21 protein-coding genes are annotated in these 18,619 nt (G+C 40.7%); 14 read left to right on the forward strand and 7 right to left on the reverse strand.

All coding sequences use genetic code 11. The annotated features are described in order from the left end of the window. Positions 1–1,137, forward strand: a complete 1,137-nt coding sequence (locus ACSSWA_RS08550) for a TonB family protein (RefSeq protein WP_437356149.1) — start codon at positions 1–3, stop codon at positions 1,135–1,137. Here ACSSWA_RS08550 and ACSSWA_RS08555 read toward each other — a convergent pair. Continuing rightward, positions 1,125–1,736, reverse strand: coding sequence for a thioredoxin family protein (locus ACSSWA_RS08555; RefSeq protein WP_437356150.1), 612 nt, complete (start codon positions 1,734–1,736; stop codon positions 1,125–1,127). The genes ACSSWA_RS08550 and ACSSWA_RS08555 overlap by 13 nt on opposite strands. 147 nt (positions 1,737–1,883) lie before the next feature. On the opposite strand from ACSSWA_RS08555, the gene ACSSWA_RS08560 reads away from it, so the two are divergent. From ACSSWA_RS08560 to purD, 13 genes are all read left to right on the forward strand, one after another. Beyond that, the gene (locus ACSSWA_RS08560) at positions 1,884–2,639 is read left to right on the forward strand and encodes a DUF6600 domain-containing protein (protein ID WP_437356151.1); all 756 of its coding nucleotides are present in this window, start codon (positions 1,884–1,886) and stop codon (positions 2,637–2,639) included. A gap of 117 nt (positions 2,640–2,756) precedes the next feature. Beyond that, complete coding sequence (locus ACSSWA_RS08565) at positions 2,757–3,656, forward strand: phosphoribosylaminoimidazolesuccinocarboxamide synthase (RefSeq protein ID WP_437356152.1); 900 nt, start codon at positions 2,757–2,759, stop codon at positions 3,654–3,656. After that, on the forward strand, positions 3,646–3,942 hold the full coding sequence (locus ACSSWA_RS08570; RefSeq protein WP_437356153.1) for a DUF971 domain-containing protein: 297 nt from the start codon (positions 3,646–3,648) through the stop codon (positions 3,940–3,942). Before ACSSWA_RS08565 ends, ACSSWA_RS08570 begins: the two co-directional genes overlap by 11 nt. A 1-nt stretch (position 3,943) precedes the next feature. After that, positions 3,944–4,540: a CDP-diacylglycerol--glycerol-3-phosphate 3-phosphatidyltransferase gene (gene pgsA / locus ACSSWA_RS08575; protein WP_437356154.1), complete on the forward strand. Its 597-nt coding sequence runs from the start codon at positions 3,944–3,946 to the stop codon at positions 4,538–4,540. Beyond that, positions 4,524–4,982 (forward strand): phosphatidylglycerophosphatase A family protein, encoded by a 459-nt coding sequence (locus ACSSWA_RS08580; RefSeq protein WP_437356155.1) that lies wholly within the window; start codon positions 4,524–4,526, stop codon positions 4,980–4,982. Before pgsA ends, ACSSWA_RS08580 begins: the two co-directional genes overlap by 17 nt. Positions 4,983–4,997: 15 nt before the next feature. Continuing rightward, positions 4,998–6,254: a competence/damage-inducible protein A gene (locus ACSSWA_RS08585; protein ID WP_437356156.1), complete on the forward strand. Its 1,257-nt coding sequence runs from the start codon at positions 4,998–5,000 to the stop codon at positions 6,252–6,254. Beyond that, positions 6,244–6,819 carry an RNA 2',3'-cyclic phosphodiesterase gene (thpR, locus tag ACSSWA_RS08590; RefSeq protein ID WP_437356157.1) on the forward strand — a complete coding sequence of 192 codons (576 nt, stop codon included), beginning with the start codon at positions 6,244–6,246 and terminating at the stop codon, positions 6,817–6,819. Before ACSSWA_RS08585 ends, thpR begins: the two co-directional genes overlap by 11 nt. After that, positions 6,809–7,858 (forward strand): recombinase RecA, encoded by a 1,050-nt coding sequence (gene recA, locus ACSSWA_RS08595; RefSeq protein ID WP_437356158.1) that lies wholly within the window; start codon positions 6,809–6,811, stop codon positions 7,856–7,858. The genes thpR and recA overlap by 11 nt, the downstream gene beginning before the upstream one ends. After that, a complete protein-coding gene (locus ACSSWA_RS08600; protein ID WP_437356159.1) occupies positions 7,855–8,484 on the forward strand; it encodes a regulatory protein RecX in 630 nt (209 codons plus the stop codon). The genes recA and ACSSWA_RS08600 overlap by 4 nt, the downstream gene beginning before the upstream one ends. A gap of 56 nt (positions 8,485–8,540) precedes the next feature. After that, entirely contained in the window at positions 8,541–9,710 is a 1,170-nt protein-coding gene (locus tag ACSSWA_RS08605) for an acyl-CoA dehydrogenase family protein (RefSeq protein WP_437356160.1), read from the forward strand. A 35-nt stretch (positions 9,711–9,745) separates the two neighbouring features. Next, positions 9,746–11,224, forward strand: a complete 1,479-nt coding sequence (gene guaB / locus ACSSWA_RS08610) for an IMP dehydrogenase (RefSeq protein WP_437356161.1) — start codon at positions 9,746–9,748, stop codon at positions 11,222–11,224. 14 nt (positions 11,225–11,238) lie between these two features. After that, positions 11,239–12,522, forward strand: coding sequence for a glycosyltransferase (locus ACSSWA_RS08615; RefSeq protein ID WP_437356162.1), 1,284 nt, complete (start codon positions 11,239–11,241; stop codon positions 12,520–12,522). Beyond that, positions 12,519–13,805 carry a phosphoribosylamine--glycine ligase gene (gene purD, locus ACSSWA_RS08620; RefSeq protein WP_437356163.1) on the forward strand — a complete coding sequence of 429 codons (1,287 nt, stop codon included), beginning with the start codon at positions 12,519–12,521 and terminating at the stop codon, positions 13,803–13,805. The genes ACSSWA_RS08615 and purD overlap by 4 nt, the downstream gene beginning before the upstream one ends. 1 nt (position 13,806) lies before the next feature. On the opposite strand, the gene ACSSWA_RS08625 is transcribed toward purD, so the two are convergent. The 6 genes from ACSSWA_RS08625 to ACSSWA_RS08650 are packed head-to-tail and all read right to left on the reverse strand — an operon-like array spanning position 13,807 to position 18,598. Next, entirely contained in the window at positions 13,807–14,157 is a 351-nt protein-coding gene (locus ACSSWA_RS08625) for a histidine triad nucleotide-binding protein (protein ID WP_437356164.1), read from the reverse strand. After that, positions 14,157–15,512 carry a sigma-54-dependent transcriptional regulator gene (locus tag ACSSWA_RS08630; RefSeq protein WP_437356165.1) on the reverse strand — a complete coding sequence of 452 codons (1,356 nt, stop codon included), beginning with the start codon at positions 15,510–15,512 and terminating at the stop codon, positions 14,157–14,159. Before ACSSWA_RS08630 ends, ACSSWA_RS08625 begins: the two co-directional genes overlap by 1 nt. Positions 15,513–15,514: 2 nt before the next feature. After that, a complete protein-coding gene (locus ACSSWA_RS08635) occupies positions 15,515–16,147 on the reverse strand; it encodes a hypothetical protein (protein WP_437356166.1) in 633 nt (210 codons plus the stop codon). Beyond that, positions 16,144–17,100, reverse strand: coding sequence for a methylmalonyl Co-A mutase-associated GTPase MeaB (gene meaB, locus ACSSWA_RS08640; protein WP_437356167.1), 957 nt, complete (start codon positions 17,098–17,100; stop codon positions 16,144–16,146). The genes ACSSWA_RS08635 and meaB overlap by 4 nt, the downstream gene beginning before the upstream one ends. Further along, the gene (gene nadD, locus ACSSWA_RS08645; RefSeq protein WP_437356168.1) at positions 17,097–17,681 is read right to left on the reverse strand and encodes a nicotinate-nucleotide adenylyltransferase; all 585 of its coding nucleotides are present in this window, start codon (positions 17,679–17,681) and stop codon (positions 17,097–17,099) included. The genes meaB and nadD overlap by 4 nt, the downstream gene beginning before the upstream one ends. Then, positions 17,678–18,598, reverse strand: a complete 921-nt coding sequence (locus ACSSWA_RS08650; RefSeq protein ID WP_437356169.1) for a PrsW family intramembrane metalloprotease — start codon at positions 18,596–18,598, stop codon at positions 17,678–17,680. The genes nadD and ACSSWA_RS08650 overlap by 4 nt, the downstream gene beginning before the upstream one ends. Between the last annotated feature and the right edge of the window lie 21 nt (positions 18,599–18,619).

Here is an 18,619-nt window from a genome sequence, read left to right on the forward strand (position 1 = left end):
ATGATGATTAAGTATTTCCGTTTATTGTTTTTAATTAATATATGTCTTTTTGCTCAAAACGGTGTCAGCAGAAGTTACTATCCCGACGGCAGCATCCGGTCGGAAATTTCTTATGTAAATGACGTTCTCGACGGAGCTGCCGTTGAATATTATCCTAACGGTAATCTGAAATCCTACAAAGAATTCAGTAACGGAATTCTACACGGTAAAGTTATATTTTATTATCCGGACGGTTTAATCGAACGGCAATACGATGTTAATAACGGCGTAAAGGACGGAACTGAACGGATTTATTATCCGAACGGTTCGCTGCGAGAAATTTCAATTTACGAAAGCGGCAGACTGGTAAAAAGAAACCGCTTCGATATGGATCCCGATTACCGACCTTTACCCGAACAATATCTTGCGGGCAATAAACAAAGAGAATTGATTAAAAGAAAAAAACAGGAATTAATTTGCGACGCTGAAATATGCCCTGTGCCAATCGACGGAATCGATGCAATCCAGAAAAATCTGGTTTATCCCGAACATGCTCTGCTCTACGGACTCGAAGGCGAAGTGATTCTAATAGCAACCGTTGACAAAGAAGGCGATGTAAAAGACGTTGAAATTGTAAAAAGCCTCGGGCTCGGCTGCGACGAGGCGGCTCAGGAAGCCGTAAAAAAAACTAAATTTATTCCCGGTCAGACCGCAGGCAAACCCGTCGAAAGCCGCGTTACGCTCTACGTCCAGTTTAAAATATTCGACAGGAACCTGGCTGCAAAGAATTCAGAAACGATTGTCAGCAAGATGGATACGGAGACTGTAACTCCGCCCGATAAGTCGACCAAAACAGAAATTATTTGCGATTATGAAGAATGTCCTTATCCGAAAGGCGGGTTAAAGAGTATAAACGACAACCTGGAAATTCCTCAGATTGCCAAAAGACTTAAACTGAAAGGCGAAATTGTAATCGAGGCGGAAATTAACGAATTCGGTATTGTAATCGACACGAAAATATTAAAAGGAATCGGTTACGGATGCGACGATGCCGTTGAATCCGCTCTTTACAGAACGGCATTCAATCCGGCAAGAGATAACGGTAAAGAAGTAAAATCCCGCGTTAAAATTATTTTTCCCTTCAGTTACGAAGACTGAATCAAATTGCCGATAATATCTTTGAATTCTTCTTCGATGGCTTTGCCCCGGTTTCTGCCGTACCAAAGATGCAATTCTTTCATAAATGCTTCTTTCGACTTACCGGCTTCCTTGGCTCGTATGATTAAATCCTGAGCTTCTTTGGGACGAGGTCCCCACTGGAATAATTCATTGCCTTCATAATCGAATGCCACTAATTTCGGTATGCTCCTCGAACCGTTTGTCAAATAAAGATCCATTATATCGATGTTCTTGTCTCTTTCCAGTATTTTTAATTCTATAATCGGATTGCACTTTGCAATCTTGTTGATATAAGGCAGAGTCTGCGCAGAATCGCCGCACCAGTTTTCCGTCAATACCATCCATAGTTGAGGCGTATCTATTTTTTTTACCATTTGGCAGAGTTGGTCGTCTACGACATAACTCTTTTCAATTCTTTGCGACCTCTGAAAATTCATTATCATATAGTTCAGATTCGGATCGTCTATTTCATCCAAATTGTTTTTAATCATTTCGACCGTATTTCGAAAATTGTCCATATATTCTTCGTAAGACATTGCGTTATGAGGACGCTTTTCGAGGAAAAACTTCTTTGGCATTTTTGCTCCTTTTTAAGTTGTACTAACAAAAATCAAAAATGTACTCTTTAGTGTACACTCTGCAGTGCAATATGTGAAAAATATTTAATAAAGGCTTTCAAATAACGGCATATTTGTTGCGACAAAAATAAGAAAAAGGAGGTTGTCATGAAAAAGATGATTTTAATCCTGACCTTTTTGATATTGACAGCGATAAATTCGGAAGCTTTGCATCGTAAGCATCCAGACTTTTACAGAGCGCTGAAACCTTACGGCGAATGGATTATGCTCGGGCATAACATAAACGTATGGAGACCGACGTTTGTGCATATGGATTGGAAACCTTATACGATAGGTCGTTGGAAATGGACATCGGTCGGATGGAGCTGGGTCTCATACGAACCGTTCGGTGAAATTGTTTTTCATTACGGCAGATGGGAATATCATCCGAGATACGGATGGATTTGGTTTCCCGACGACGAGTGGGGCCCTGCGTGGGTCGAATGGAGATACGACGACGATTATATCGGATGGGCTCCGATGCCTTATACATCGCATTTCAGACTCGATATCGGTTTGAGAATATCTTTCAATTGGATTACTATTCCGGATTATTGGTGCTTTGTCCCCTATAAACATTTCTACTCTCGAAATATCCGCGATTATATGATCCACGAAAGACATATAAGAGATGTTTTTTACAAATTGCGTTTCAAGAAACGTCATTTTGATCCTCCGCGAAAATATTATGTCGATAAAAGAATGAAGGACTACGACAAACGAGAAAAATACGAAAGAAGTGAATCGAAGTATGACGACCGCCGTTACAGAAAAGATGTCGGGCCAGGTCATGATGAAAACGATCGAGACTACAGAAATGACTCGCGGCGCAACAGGGAAGGAAAAATAATCAGAAGAAGATAGTACTTAATACGGCTGCCGGATTTCGGCTGCTTCTCGTCCGGCAGCTTCAATTTGCTTTATGCACACATCTATTTTTATATTGCCTACCTAAAATAACCCGATTATTTGGTATTAAAAATGAAAAACGAAGCCTTGCTCCAAACCGATTTCGACAATTTGAAATTATTTAAAAGAGGCAAAGTCAGAGACATTTACGACCTCGGGGAATATTATCTGATTGTCTCGACCGACAGGATATCCGCTTTCGACGTAATTATGAACGAAGGTATTCCCAATAAAGGAAAAGTATTGAATCTGATATCCGCATTCTGGTTCGATTTTACGAAAGATATTGTGGATAATCATCTGATAACGATTAATACTGACGAATACCCTCAAGAATGCCGGCAATATAAAGACGTATTGAATGGAAGATCGATGTTAGTTAAAAAAGCCGAATTGATCCCTCTTGAGTGCATTGTCAGAGGATATATAACCGGGTCGGGCTGGAACGACTATAAAAAAACCGGCAAAATATGCGGAATCGAATTACCCGCCGGTCTGGTCGAATCGGAAAAATTACCAGAACCGATTTTCACTCCGTCCACAAAAGCCGAAATCGGTTTGCACGACGAAAATATAACGGAGGACGAAGCGGTCAAGATTGTAGGCAGGGAAGCTTTTGAATTTATGAAAAATACTTCTCTGGAATTATACAAAAAAGCAGCCGATTACGCGCTTTCAAAAGGAATTATAATTGCTGATACTAAAGTCGAATTCGGATATTACGACGGCAAAATAATATTGATCGACGAATTGCTCACGCCCGATTCGTCGCGCTTCTGGCCGCTCGAAAATTACGAAAAGGGAAAAACCCAAAACAGTTTCGACAAACAATACGTCAGGAATTATTTGCTGTCGATTAATTTCTCCAAAAAGCCGCCCGCCCCGCCTTTGCCGGACGACGTTATTTTGAATACCAGCAAAAAATATTTGGAAGCGCTCAACAGGTTGACCGGAATATCTCATGTTCCCTGAAAAAATAACCGCAGGCGAAAATAATTTTATTATCGGCTGGCGGGACGGTAGAGTTTCGGAAATCAAGTACGCTAATTTGCGAGCTCTGTGTCCGTGCGCATCTTGCCGCGCCGAAGCAGAAAAAAACGGTAAGGATTATATCCCGATTTTTTCGGAAGAAGAGATTACGGTGGAAAGAATTGAACAAGTTGGTAATTATGCTTTGAAGATAATCTGGAAAGACGGGCACGACACCGGTATTTATGAATTTAACTATTTGACAAAAATCGCTGGTCTGAAATCCTGACATGGTACTTCCAAATCAATTAACGGTATTAAGAATAATTCTGACACCTGTCTTCTTCTTCCTTTTCCTTTCGGGCGAACCTGTGTTGATTCAGATTTCCGCAGCCGTTTACATAATTGCCGCAATTACCGATTGGTACGACGGATGGCTGGCGAGAAAATTCAATTATATTACAGAATGGGGCAAGTTCCTCGATCCTTTAGCAGATAAGATTCTTACTTCGGCGGCTTTTCTGGCTCTTGTTATTGTGGGAATTCTCGAGCTCTGGATGGTCTTGCTTATTATTTTTAGAGATATTCTGATTACCGGATTGAGAGTCTGGGCTGACTACAAAAAAATATCTTTTTCAACGAGTAAATCGGCTAAATGGAAAACTTTTTTCCAGATGACGTTTCAGTATTACTTATTATTGATTTATACATTGAAAAGTATCGAACCGCTCAACAGGGAATACGCACGATTATTTGAAATATTGTTCGATAAGGATTTTATTTACTATACAATGTTGGCAATAACGATTTTCACGGTTTATACGGGCATTACTTATTTTATATCGAATTGGTCACTAATCAAAAAAATAATTGACAACAAAAATTAATAACCTCGAAAAATTAGTCGGGTCGGGAATCTACAGCGGTTATTTCCCGTATTTCAGCGGCACTGCGGGCAGTATTGTAGCTTTATTGATTTATCTTATTCCCGGTTTCGAAAATCCGATTATAATGCTCGCATTAATTTCCTTTTTTATTTTGACGGGACAACAATTAGCTCTCAAGTTCGAGAAACGTTACGGAAAAGACCCCAAAGAATTTACGCTCGACGAATTTATCGGAACATGGATTTCATTACTTTTTATACCCAAAATTATTTGGTATATTTTACCTGCTTTTATTTTATGGAGACTGTTCGATATATTGAAACCGTATCCTATCAAAAAACTCGAAAAAGTCGGGAACGGCTGGGGCGTATTGCTGGACGATATTGCGGCGGGATTTTGCTCTTTTTTCTTAGTCCATATTTTATTTTATTTTTTCAATTAAATCAGGTTTTTTATTATGAATGCATTTCTTATCACTATCGGTGATGAAATTCTTATCGGTCAGGTAATCAACACAAATGCAGCCTTTATTGGAGAAAAGCTTTCCGAATTGGGCGTCGATGTAATCGGTTCGTCCGTATTGCCGGATAATGAAAATGTTATCAAAAACGAATTCGAAAGGGCGTTTAATAATTCCGATCTTGTCATTGTGACCGGAGGTCTCGGGCCTACTCACGACGACGTTACTCGAAAAGTTATTGTCGATTTTTTTGAAACCGAACTTGTCATGAATCAGGATGTCTTGAACGATATAAAAAAATTATTTGAAAGCAGAGGCAGACAGTTAACAAAAATCAACGAAGAACAGGCGTTGGTTCCTAAAATAGCCGTACCTATTCGCAACAGCAGGGGAACGGCTCCTGGCATCTGGATCGAAAAAGAGAACAAAATATTTATTGCAATGCCTGGCGTGCCTTACGAAATGCATCTTATGATGGAAAGTTTTGTAATCCCGAAATTAAAAGAAAAACTGGGAGACAGTAAAAAGATCGTATTGAGAAAAAATCTTCTGACTACAGGTATTCCCGAATCGCATCTTTACGAACGCCTCGGCGACTTGAAAGAATTATTGGGCGAAGCTAAAATGGCTTTTTTGCCAAATCAATTCGGCGTGCGGCTCAGAATTACGGTCGAAGATAATAACGAGGAATCGGCAAAATCGCGCATCGAAGCCATTGAACAAAAAATACGGACGAAAATCGGCAAGTATATCTACGGTAAAGACGACGAAACTCTGGAAGCCGTTGTCGCCAAACTCCTTACCGACAGAGGATTGACGTTAGCCGTTGCGGAGTCGTGTACCGGCGGATACGTTACGCATCGTTTGACGAATATTAGCGGCAGCAGTAAATTTCTTGAAAGAGGGGTTGTGGCATACAGCAATGCAGCAAAGGTAGAATTGCTCAAAGTTGACGAAGACGTTATTTCCAAATACGGCGCGGTAAGTATCGAAGTGGCGCGCCAGATGGCGGAAGGCGTTAAATCGATTAGCGGAACAGATATCGGTCTTTCGGTTACGGGAATTATGGGACCAACAGGCGCGACTCCCGATAAACCGGTGGGACTTGTTTATATCGGCATTTGCGACGATACTATTTGTACGGCAAAAGAATTTCGATTTGGCGACGCCAGACTTCTTAACAAAGACCGCGCTTCGCAGGCGGCGCTCGATATGATTAGAAGAAATTTACTCGGTATTCCGTATGACGATTAGAACTTTTATAGCGCTCGATTTGCCGGAATCTATTTTAGACAGTATTATCGAACTGCGCGATTCTTTCTTCGAAAATGAATCCGACTTGAAATGGGAAGCCAAAAACAAACTTCACATTACATTGAAATTCCTCGGCGATACCGATGAAAATCTGATACCTGACGTTTCCCGGTCCATCGCGGAACTTGTGGAGAGGTATTCTCCGTTTTCTTTGAAAATATCGAAAGCGGGACTTTTTTACAGAAACGGAAAACCTGCAATTTTGTATCTCGATTTTTTGGAAAACGAAGATCTTCTTCGATTCCAGGAGGAAATTGAAAATTCAATGGAAAGTTTCGGCTACAAAAAAGAAAACAGAAAATTCAAAACTCACCTGACGCTGTTGAGAATAAAAAACGACAGGCATTTGAATCGCATTAAAAATTTTACAAAATTAGATATCAATTTACCCGAATTCATTTCCGATAAAGTTACTTTATACAAAAGTATTCTTAAACCGACCGGTTCGGTCTATCAACCGATTGAAAGTTTTAAATTGAATAACAGGAGGAATAATGGCGCTTGAAAAAGACGCAAGATTGAAGATTCTTGACGATACAATAGCAAATTTAGAAAAAGCTTATGGTAAAGGAACCATAATGAAACTCGGGGATGGCGTGATCAATAAAGTGGAAGCCATCTCTACGGGTTCTTTGTCGCTTGATTATGCCCTCGGTATCGGAGGCGTGCCGAGAGGCAGAATAATCGAAATTTACGGTCCCGAATCATCGGGCAAAACAACGCTTTGTCTCCATATTATTGCCGAAGCTCAAAAGCAGGGAGGCATAGCGGCGTTTGTCGATGCGGAACATGCGCTCGACGTTAATTACGCCAAACGTCTCGGGGTAGACGTAAGCAATTTGTTGCTTTCGCAGCCGGATTTCGGCGAACAGGCTCTCGAAATCGTCGATACGCTCATCAGAAGCAATGCGCTCGACGTTATAGTTGTCGATTCGGTAGCTGCGCTTGTGCCCCGTTCGGAAATTGAAGGCGACATGGGCGACCCGCAAATGGCTATGCAGGCTCGTTTGATGTCGCAGGCGCTCAGAAAGATTACCGGCGCAATCAGCAAATCGAAAACGTGCGTTATCTTTACAAATCAACTCAGAAGTAAAATAGGCGTTATGTTCGGCAATCCGGAAACTACTACTGGCGGCAACGCTCTTAAATTCTATGCTTCGGTCCGTCTTGATATCAGAAGAATTGCCGCAATCAAAGATTCAAACAATATTGTGGGAAACAGAACAAAAGTTAAAATCGTTAAAAGCAAAGTAGCGCCTCCGTTTAAAGAAGTCGAATTCGACATTCTTTATAACGAGGGCATAAGTAAAGCCGGCGACCTGATTGATCTTGCTACGGATGCGGGAATTCTCAAAAAAAGCGGCGCATGGTTTACTTATAAAGACGAAAGATATCAGGGACGCGAACAGATGCGCCAAAAATTGCTCGAAGACCCTGAACTCTTTGCCGAAATGGAAAAAGAAGTTAAAACGGCTCTCGGTATGATCGAAGCTCAGCCCGAAGAAGAAAATAAGGATGAAGCCCAGAAGAAAAAATCGAAATGATTATTAATTCGTTAATACGTAGAAACAATAAAGTTAAAATTACTTTCGACGATTCTTCTTCGTTATACGTTAATTATAATGTGGCAGTTCAATTTGCCCTTCGCAAAGGGGACGTATTGGACGAACATATTTTGAACAGACTTCGAAAAGCGGACGAACTTTTCGAAATTAAAGCTGCGGCATACAGATTAATCGGCAGGAGAGACCACTCTTCTGCCGAACTCAAAAGAAAATTATTAAAAAAAGGTTTTGACGACAGTCTGATTGACGAATTGGTTAAAGAGCTCTCCGAAAAAAATTATCTGAACGATTTTAACTTCGCCCGGAAATACTCCGAAGAAGCGGTAGAAAAAAAGAAAGCGGGGATTAATAAAGTTAGAAACGAATTGATTAAAAAAGGGATCGGCAAAGAAATTATCGAAGATGTTTTAAATGACATAGACGATAATACGATGCTTGAAAACGCCCGCGATTTATTAAATAAAAAAATGAAAACTTCCGCTTTTATAAAAACCGAATCCCGCAAAAAGAAACAAAAATTATTTTCCTACTTGAAGTCAAAAGGTTACGCTTCCGATCTGATTATGAAGTTGTTGAGCGAATACGATTTTTCAGATGACGAATAATTTTGCTTATAATCCTAAACTGTTTATTTTTCAGTTCATATTTAAAGGCGACTTATATGGCGGCATATCGCGGTGTTGATTATCTGGAAATCGATTCTCTCCTTTCGGAAGAAGAAATTTTAGTAAGAAATAACGTCTATGAATTCGTCCGTCAGGAGATAATTCCGGTAATCGAAAAACATTACGAAGAAGGGACTTTCCCGCGCGATTTAATTCCAAAGATGGCTGAGCTCGGAATATTCGGCATTACGCTGCCGGAGAAATACGGCTGCGCGAATTTAAACAATGTAGCCTACGGTTTGGTAATGCAGGAATTGGAAAGAGGAGACAGCGGCGTCAGAAGTTTTGCTTCTGTTCAATCCGCGCTCGTTATGTATCCTATTTATACTTTCGGTTCTGAAAAACAGAAAGAATTTTGGCTGCCAAAATTGGCAAGCGGCGATGCGGTAGGATGCTTTGGTCTTACCGAGCCGGATTTCGGTTCGAATCCAGCGGGTATGTTGACAAAAGCCGAAAAGACAAAAGACGGTTATATTTTAAACGGCGCAAAGATGTGGATTACAAACGGTTCAATTGCGGATGTAGCGATTGTGTGGGCAAAGCTGGAAGGCAAGGTAAGGGGTTTTATTGTAGAAAAAGAACGCAAAGGTTTTTCAGCGGTTGAAATGAAAGGGAAGCATTCATTGCGCGCTTCCGTTACATCGGAGCTTATTCTTGATAACGTGGAAATTCCCGAAGAAAATTTACTGCCGGAAACGACCGGATTAAAATCGGCTCTTATGTGTCTTAACCAGGCGCGTTACGGCATTGCATGGGGAGTTACTGGCGCAATGATAGAATGTTATCTGAGCGCGCTCGATTATTCGAAGTCGAGAATACAATTCGATAAACCGATTGCTGCGTATCAAATGACTCAGGAAAAACTTGTTTATATTCTGACAGAAATATCAAAAGCTCAGCTATTGAATCTTCAGATAGGACGCTTGAAAGATCTGGGAAAAGTAAAACACACTCAAATTTCGATGGCAAAAAGAAATAATTGCGAAAAAGCTCTCGAAATAGCTCAAATTGCCCGGGAAATTCTGGGAGCAAACGGAATTTTAAATGAATATCCGGTTATGCGACACGCCGCTAACCTGCATTCGGTTAAAACTTACGAAGGCACTCACGAAATGCATACATTAATTATCGGGGAAGATATTACAGGTTTCCCGGCTTTTACTTAAATTTGTGAATTAAAAAAAGAGAATTTGGGGTTTTCATGAAGAACAGTAAAATTGAATTCGAAGGTTTGACGTTTGACGATTTATTGTTAATACCCGCTAAGTCTTCCGTATTACCGAGAGAAACAGATATAACCACTTATCTTACTCGTGAAATAAAATTGAATATTCCTTTTGTATCGGCTGCAATGGATACGGTTACCGAATCGGAAATGGCGATTGCAATGGCGGCTCAGGGAGGTATCGGTATTATTCATAAAAATATGTCGATCGAAAGACAAGCCGACGAAGTAGATAAAGTTAAACGTTCCGAAAGCGGTATGATTGTCAATCCGATTACTCTTACTCCCGACCATACGATTTATCAGGCGGAAGAAATTATGTCGAAATACAGAATATCGGGCATCCCGATCGTCGACAATAACGGAAAATTAATCGGAATCCTCACAAACCGCGATTTGAGATTCGAACCGAATCGCAGTCTGCTCGTAAGCCAGTTAATGACAAAAGAAAATTTAATAACCGCTCCGATAGGAACAACGCTCGAAGAAGCCGAAAAGATTTTGCATCGACATCGTATAGAAAAATTACCTGTCGTAGATAAAAAAGGCGTATTGAAAGGTTTGATTACGTACAAAGATATTATGAAAAAGAAAAAATTCCCGAATGCTTGCAAAGACGACTTGGGAAGGTTAAGAGTCGGCGCTGCAGTCGGGGTTACGAAAGATACTATCGAGCGTGTGGAAGCTCTCGTCAAAGCGAATGCAGACGTGATAGTTGTCGATACGGCTCACGGTCATTCGGCGGGAGTGTTGAAAACGGTTAAAGAAATCAGAAAGAAATTTAAAGATATCCAATTAATCGCCGGCAATATCGTTACAAAAGAAGCCGCTTTGGAATTGGTCGAATGCGGAGTGGACGCAGTAAAAGTCGGGATCGGCGCAGGCTCAATTTGCACTACTAGAGTAGTTGCAGGCGTCGGAGTTCCTCAGATAAGTTCAATCCTCGAAGTCGCAAGCGCTTTGTCCAAAAAGAAAGTGCCCATAATTGCGGACGGAGGAATTAAACAGACCGGCGACGTTCCGAAAGCAATTGCAGCCGGAGCCGATACGGTTATGATGGGCGGTATGCTTGCAGGATGCGACGAAGCTCCGGGCGAAAAAGTACTCTTCGAAGGCAGAAGCTTCAAGGTTTACAGAGGCATGGGCTCTCTGGGAGCAATGAAACAGGGCAGCGGCGACCGCTATTTTCAGGATATGGAAGAAGATATTAAAAAATTGGTGCCCGAAGGCATCGAAGGCAGAGTGCCTTATAAAGGTTCCCTGGCAGACACAATCTACCAGTTTGTAGGCGGATTGAGGGCTGCTATGGGATATTGCGGAGTAAAAAACATTCACGAGTTAAAAAATAAAACCAAATTCGTTAAAATCTCTTCAGCAGGACTGCGAGAAAGCCATCCACATGATGTGGTAATTACTGAAGAAGCTCCCAATTATCAAATTACTAAAAAATATTAAACCCGTTAACCGATATGTTTAAAGTTCTGGTTCTTGCATACTATTATCCGCCAATGGGCTTGAGCGGAGTACAAAGAGTACAAAAATTTACAAAGTATTTGCCCCAATTTAACTGGGAACCAACAATTATTACCACAGGCAAAGTGGCATACTACGCTCACGATCTGAGTCTTCTCGAGGAAGTTAAAGATCTCAGAATAATCAGAACCGAATCCCTGGATATCAACTCTGTCATCGGGAAAAAATACGGCACGGTCAATGTTCCCAAAGAATTCATAAGAAAAATCTTTTCTAATTTTTCCAAAACATTTTTCATTCCCGACAATAAAAAATCGTGGGCTGCCCGGGCTTACCAAAAAGCGCGCGAGTTATTAAAAAACGAACATTTCGATCTTATCTTTGTAAGCATTCCGCCTTATTCGTCGTTTGTTTATGCCGCTAAGCTGAAAAAAGAATTTAATATACCGTTAATAGTCGACTACAGAGACCTGTGGCTCGACAATCACTTTGCTTATTATCCGACTCCGTATCATAGGACTCAACATAAAAAACTTGAGTACGGAAGTCTCCACGCTGCCGACAGGGTAGTGACCGTCAACAGAAGGATAAAAGAATATCTGATTCAGACATATCCTTTCCTTACTTTCGAAGAAGTTGTAATAATTCCTCACGGCTACGACCAGGAAGATTTTGATGTGGAAGTGGAAGATGATTTGATAAGTAAAGAAAAACTTCGATTTACGTATTCCGGACTTTTTTACGAATCGATTACGCCGGTTTATTTTCTTAAAGCATTTAAAAAGTTGACAATCGAAAGACCCGATATCGCATCGAAAATTGAATTGGAATTTGTGGGACTTCTCCGCGACGAATATAGAAAATTGATTTTGGATTTAGGGCTTAACGAATCGGTAAAAATACACGGGTACATCGAGCATAAAGACGCTGTAAAAAGACTTAAAGCAACGAACATCCTCTGGATGATGATCGGAAACACAAAGAATGCCGAGACAATTTCAACGAGTAAACTGTTCGAATATTTCGGCGCGCGTAAACCGATACTCGGTTGCGTTCCGGAAGGAGCGGCAAAAACCGCTTTAACCGAATACGGCGCTTCTTATATTACAGCGCCGGACAATATCGACGAAATTAAAGACGCATTTATTAGAATTTATTCCGATTACACGGATAATAAATTGCCGGCGCCGAATGAAGAATTTGTAGCCAAACACGACAGAAAATTATTAACCGAACAATTAACCAAACTGTTTCAATTTAGTTTGAGGGAACCGATATGAAAGTAGCAGTAATCGGGTCAGGGGGAAGAGAGCACGCCTTGGCTCTTAAAATTTCTCAAAGCCCTTTATTAGAAGAACTTTTTATAATACCAGGAAATCCCGGTACAAAGAAATTGGGCTCGAATATAGCGCTAAATCCTGATGATAACGACGAAATAGTTGACTTCTGCATAAATCAAAAAATCGAGTTGGCGGTAGTCGGACCCGAGAAACCTCTTACAAACGGTTTGGCGGACGCGCTCAGAAGCAAAGGTATTAAAGTTTTCGGCCCGGATAAAAATGCCGCCAGAATCGAAGGCGAAAAATCTTTTGCAAAAAAATTAATGGAAGATTTCAATATACCTACGGCGGATTTTAAGGTATTTACGAAAGATCAATATCAAGACGCATTGCATTATCTGAAAAGTTCAAGATTCCCGATAGTAATCAAAGCAGACGGAATTGCGGCGGGTAAAGGCGTAATAATTGCGGATAATTTTGAAGATGCAAAAGCGGCGGTTGACGATTGCTTTCTCAATTCTGCATTCGGTTCGGCAGGCGATAAAGTCGTAATTGAAGAATTTATGACGGGACAGGAAGCTTCCGTATTCGCTATTACGGACGGCAAAGATTATGTGGTGCTTCCCGCCGCTCAGGATCATAAAAGAATCGGCGAAGGCGATACCGGCAAAAACACCGGCGGAATGGGAGCTTATGCCCCCACGCCATTTGTCGACGACGTCATGATGAGAGAAATCGAAGATACGATAATTAAACCTACAATTGATGCAATGCGCGAAACCGGCAATCAATACGTCGGTTGTCTTTATTGCGGCTTAATGTTAACTCAGGAAGGTCCGAAAGTTGTCGAGTTCAATTGTCGATTCGGCGACCCTGAAACTCAAGCCGTGCTCCCGCTATTGCAGGGTGATTTCCTGAAACTGCTCTACTCTGCGGCTTCGGGAACTATCGAAAAGACTGCCGTTTCTTACAACGGAGGTTCTTCGGTTTGCGTGGTGGCGGCTTCGAAAGGTTATCCCGGCGCATATGAAAAGGGGAAAGAAATTAAAGGTCTTGAAATCGAAGATCCGCAGATTATAGTTTATCATGCAGGCACTAAAGAAGAAAACGGACGAATTTTTACTAACGGAGGAAGGGTGTTAAACATTACATCCGTTATTAAAGAGAACAACTTAATCAAAGCCAAACAAAAAGCATACGAAGGATTATCTAAACTGTATTTTGACGGTATCTATTACCGGAAAGACATTGCCGATAAAGCTTTGAAAAACCGGGTTGATTGAATCAACCCGGAGGCCAATTAAGCTTTCTTCCTCCCAGAAGATGCATGTGTAAATGACATACCTCCTGTCCGGCGTCCGGTCCCGAATTGATTACCAGTCGATAACCGCTTTCTGAAATTCCCAAATCCTTGGCAATCTTATTGGCGGCATCGAACATATCTGCCAGCAATTGACCGTGCTCCGCAGGATTGATATCTTTTGCCGTTTCGATATCGGTAATTTTGGGAATTATCAGAATGTGAACGGGAGCTTGAGGCTTGATGTCCCTGAATGCCAATACCGTCTCGCTTTCGTAGACGATATCGGCGGGTATCTCTTTCCGGATAATTTTAGAGAAAATTGTTTCTCCCATTATTGCTCCTTTTCTATTCCGTACTTTTTAATTTTATTATAAAGATGGCTTCTTTGTATGCCGAGCAATTCGGCAGTCTTGCTTATGTTCCAGTCGTTGGCTTTCAATTGCTTTTCGATAAATATCTTTTCCGACTTTTCCTTGAATTCCTGAAACGAATTGACGGATGAGAAAAGCTCGTCGGACTTTATTCTTGTTTCCGGTAAATGGGGCAGTAAATCGTCTTTCGTTATTTTTTCATGCGGTATCATAATTACGGCTCTTTCAACAAAATTCCTCAACTCTCTCACATTTCCTTTCCACGGTAAATTTTTCAAAAACTCTACGGCGTCTGCGTCCCATTCCTTTTGATTGAATTTATTCTTCCTGCAGAAAAAGTCGGAAAAATGTCGAATAAGAAGGGGAATATCATCCTTTCGTTCTCTCAACGGCGGAATGTGTATCGGAATTACGTTCAAACGGTGGTACAAATCCTCCCTGAAATTTCCTTTCTCAATTTCTTCGATAAGATTTTTATTTGTAGCCGAAATAATTCTTACGTCGACTTCGATTTTTGAGCTGCCGCCTACCTTTTCGATTTTGCCTTCTTCGATTGCACGAAGAACTTTTGCCTGAGCCTGCAGGCTCATATCTCCGATTTCATCGAGGAAGAGATTGCTGCCGTTTGCAAGTTCGAATTTACCGATTCTGTCTTTGATTGCACCGGTAAAAGCGCCTTTTTCATGACCGAATAATTCCGATTCGATTAATTCCTGAGGTATAGCAGCGCAATTGACTTCGATCAATTCTTTGTCCGCCCGGTTGCTTTTCTTGTGTATTTCCTGAGCGATTAATTCTTTGCCGGTGCCGTTTTCGCCGGTTATCAAAATGCGCGCATCCGTCTTTGCTACTCTTTCTACGGTTTCGAGAATCGATTGTATCGCCTTACTGTTGCCGATAATTTTATTTTCGTATTCTGCGTCGGCTTTTAACTTTTTATTTTCTTTGCGCAGTTTATACTGAAGGAAAGCGTTCCTGACGGATATTAATAATTTATCGCGGTCGATCGGTTTTTCAATGAAATCGAAAGCGCCGAGTTTTGTGGCTTTTACGGCATTGCCGAGATTCGCATGCGCGGAAATAATAATAATTTCTGGTACGTTTTCTTTGGCGTTGATTCTTTGCAGAATATCAAAACCGCTCAATCCCGGCATCTGTATATCGAGCAGTAATACGCTGTAATTACCGTATTCGATTTTTTTTAAGCCTGTCCCGGGTTCTGTAGTGTAGTCGACTTCATAGTCTTCGTATTCGAGAATCATTTTAATCGATTCGCAAATTTCCTTTTCGTCGTCTATTATTAACACGTTTTTCATACCTAAAACCTCATAAAAAGGAAATGATAAAAATTCAGGAAATCCGACGGCTTTAAATTTTTATTTTTTCTGAGATTATAGCCGTATATTTTTCCGAGTCCGTTTACAAGAATATCTTTGAAACTGTAATCGCCTTCGATAAAAAGCTCCTGCTCGATGTTTTCCACAAAAATACCGATAAAATCGGATAAATTGAAACATCCGAAATTATACGCCAGAAATGCGTTACCGAAAAAATGCGAAAGTTTGTCTTTATCTCCAAAATCTGAATTAGGCGAATCATAAAATAAATTTGACGGAAGGTTTTCCAAACGCTTTTTGAATATTGATTCGGAAGGAGACGGCAGGGGAACGGTTAACCTTGAGCCCAAAAGGAAACGCACATTGATTTTGTCGAAAGGCAGGCAGGCAAAAGTCAAAGCCAACAGAGTTTCGGAAATATCGCCATCGTAATAATCGAGGACTCTTCCGTAAAGCGAATCTACAAGTTGAACGTCGCTGATATCTTTACTGCAACCCTTCAATGAAATGATTGTTTCGGAAGCGTAATCAATCCCTTCATATATAGATTGGGCTTTTAATGCAGAGGCGGATAGTAATATAATAACTGAAAGCCCGGCAATAAAATTTTTCATTTCCCGAGCAAATTCCGTTTATAATTATTCAACAATAATTCCGAGGCTTCTACGTACGAAATTTCTCCCCGGATTGTCTGTTCGGCAAGCTCGTTAAGAAAATTCGTTTCGATATTTTCCGAAATTTCTTCATTGATAAGATAATTAAGATTTTCGAGAATCCGTTCTTTCAACTTGTTTCTTCTGTTTAATTCGAGACGGTTCGAATCGATAAGCGATTTACGGTGTTTTTCAATTTCAGCGGCAAGTTCTTCAATGCCTTTGTTCTCGGAGGCTACTGTTTTAATTACTTCCGGCGCAATGTCTTTGCTGTGGTAGAGTTGCAGGATTGTAGTCAGAGCCGTATAAGTTGCGTCCGCTCCCTGGCGGTCGCTTTTATTGATTACAAAAATATCCGCAATTTCCATCAATCCGGCTTTCATCGCTTGAATCGAATCTCCCGATTCGGGAACCAGGACAACAACGGTTGTATCGGCAGCTTTTGCAATATCGAGTTCCGATTGTCCCACGCCGACAGTTTCGAAAATAATAATATCATATTGAGCGGCGTCGAGCAGGTCTGCTGCTTCTACGGCTTTTTTGCTCAATCCTCCGAGGCTTCCGCGCGTCGCCATACTTCTGATAAAAACTCCCGGGTCGGAGCCGATATCCGACATTCTGATTCTGTCGCCGAGAAGAGCGCCGCCGGAAAACGGACTCGTCGGATCGACTGCAATGATTCCCACAGTTTTGTTCAGATTCCTGTAATGTCGCGTCAATTGATTGGTCAGGGTCGACTTACCCGCTCCTGGCGGACCTGTAATACCGATTCTGTACGCATTACCCGTGTATTTATGCAACGATTTCAATAATTGATTTGCCGAACCGTTCGAAGACTCGATCAGCGTAATTGCGCGGGACACAGTTTTTTTGTCGCTCTCTCTTACCTTTTTTATGAAGTTTTCGTCTATCATGATTCTCTGTATAAATTGTTTTTGCGGATATATTCTTCCACTTTAGGAGGCGCCATAAAAGATACCGGCAGATTGTTCTTAATGCGCTCTCGCAATTCCGATGAAGAAATTTCAATCGTCGGTGTATCTAAAATTATAGCATTTTCGAAGTACTTATTTTTCGTCCCCGACTCTTTATCGATCACTCTCTTCATAACAACGAGTTTGGCAAGTTCTACAATCTTGTCCGGTTTGTGCCATTTATCGAATACAACCAGATTGTCGTATCCTATTATCAGTTCGATGTTATTGTAAGTTTTTCTGAGTTCGACTATCGTGTCGTAAGTATAAGATATATTTCCTTTTCTTATTTCATAATCCGTCAGATCGAAGTAGGGAATATCTTCAATTGCGAGTCTGAGCATGTTAAGACGGTGAATCGGATTGGACGAATTTTTGTCCGTCTTATGCGGAGAAATATAGCATGGCACAAATATTATTTTATCCAATTTTCTTTTTTCGAGCACGTATTGCGTCGTAATCAAATGACCGATATGAATCGGGTCGAATGTACCCCCGAAAACTCCAACTTTTTGACTCATATTTCCCCGGTTAAATTTTTAAGTATCGACCTTTTCTTCTCGATTTCGGATTTATAAAAATCTTTTTGCCTGCCGCTGCTTATTTTATACTGGTGTTTATTAAAAGCCAATCCGACTGCAGTCTTTATGTACAATCTTCTGATGCTTTCGTCAATCCAGCCTCTTTTGAATCTTTTGTTGGAGATAAGTATCAATTTATGTTCGTCGGGAATATCTTCTTCCAAAAGTTCTTTTTGAATAATCAATTGTTCTTTTGCCAGCGAATATCTGAAAAACATCACAAAAAATATTGTCAAAGCGGTTATAAAAATCAAACCGAAATAAAACGTTTCCATAAAACTGACCGAAAAATTCCAGGCTCCGTGAATAAGGACAGCGGTTAAATAGCCCGCAAATATCAGATAAATTTTTGAAATTCCTCCTGTAAATTTTGCCATTGCTATCATGCTTCCCACAACTGAAGTCGATATCATATGCATAATAATTGTAAATGAAGAGCGAATGACCACCAGAAGCGCCCAGTATTTGAGAAGACCGTCGAAAGTAACAAAGTAGATAAAATTTTCGGTCATACCGAAACCGAGTCCGATGGCTCCGCCGTAGACAAGTCCGTCCGTAATATTATCGAATTTCTTCGACCTGAAAGTAAAAAGCAAAAATAGACCTTTGGCAAATTCTTCCGCTATCGGCGCTGAAATTACGGCTTCTAACAAATCAGGAAACTCAGAATAAGCAAAAGAATTTGTTATAAAGAAACTCCCAATTGCGCCTACGATTACAGCTCCCACCGCGCCCCATATAAAATGGAGAATTATAAAAGAAATCGGTTCGGGCTCGTTTTTATCCGTCTTCCATATAAAATAAAGATAAAGGGAAGCCGGCAGAAATGAAGCTATTAATGAAATAATTATCAGCATTTGAACGGTTTCAAATATTTA

This window comes from Melioribacter sp. Ez-97, assembly GCF_051488665.1.
Taxonomy (GTDB): domain Bacteria; phylum Bacteroidota; class Ignavibacteria; order Ignavibacteriales; family Melioribacteraceae; genus Melioribacter.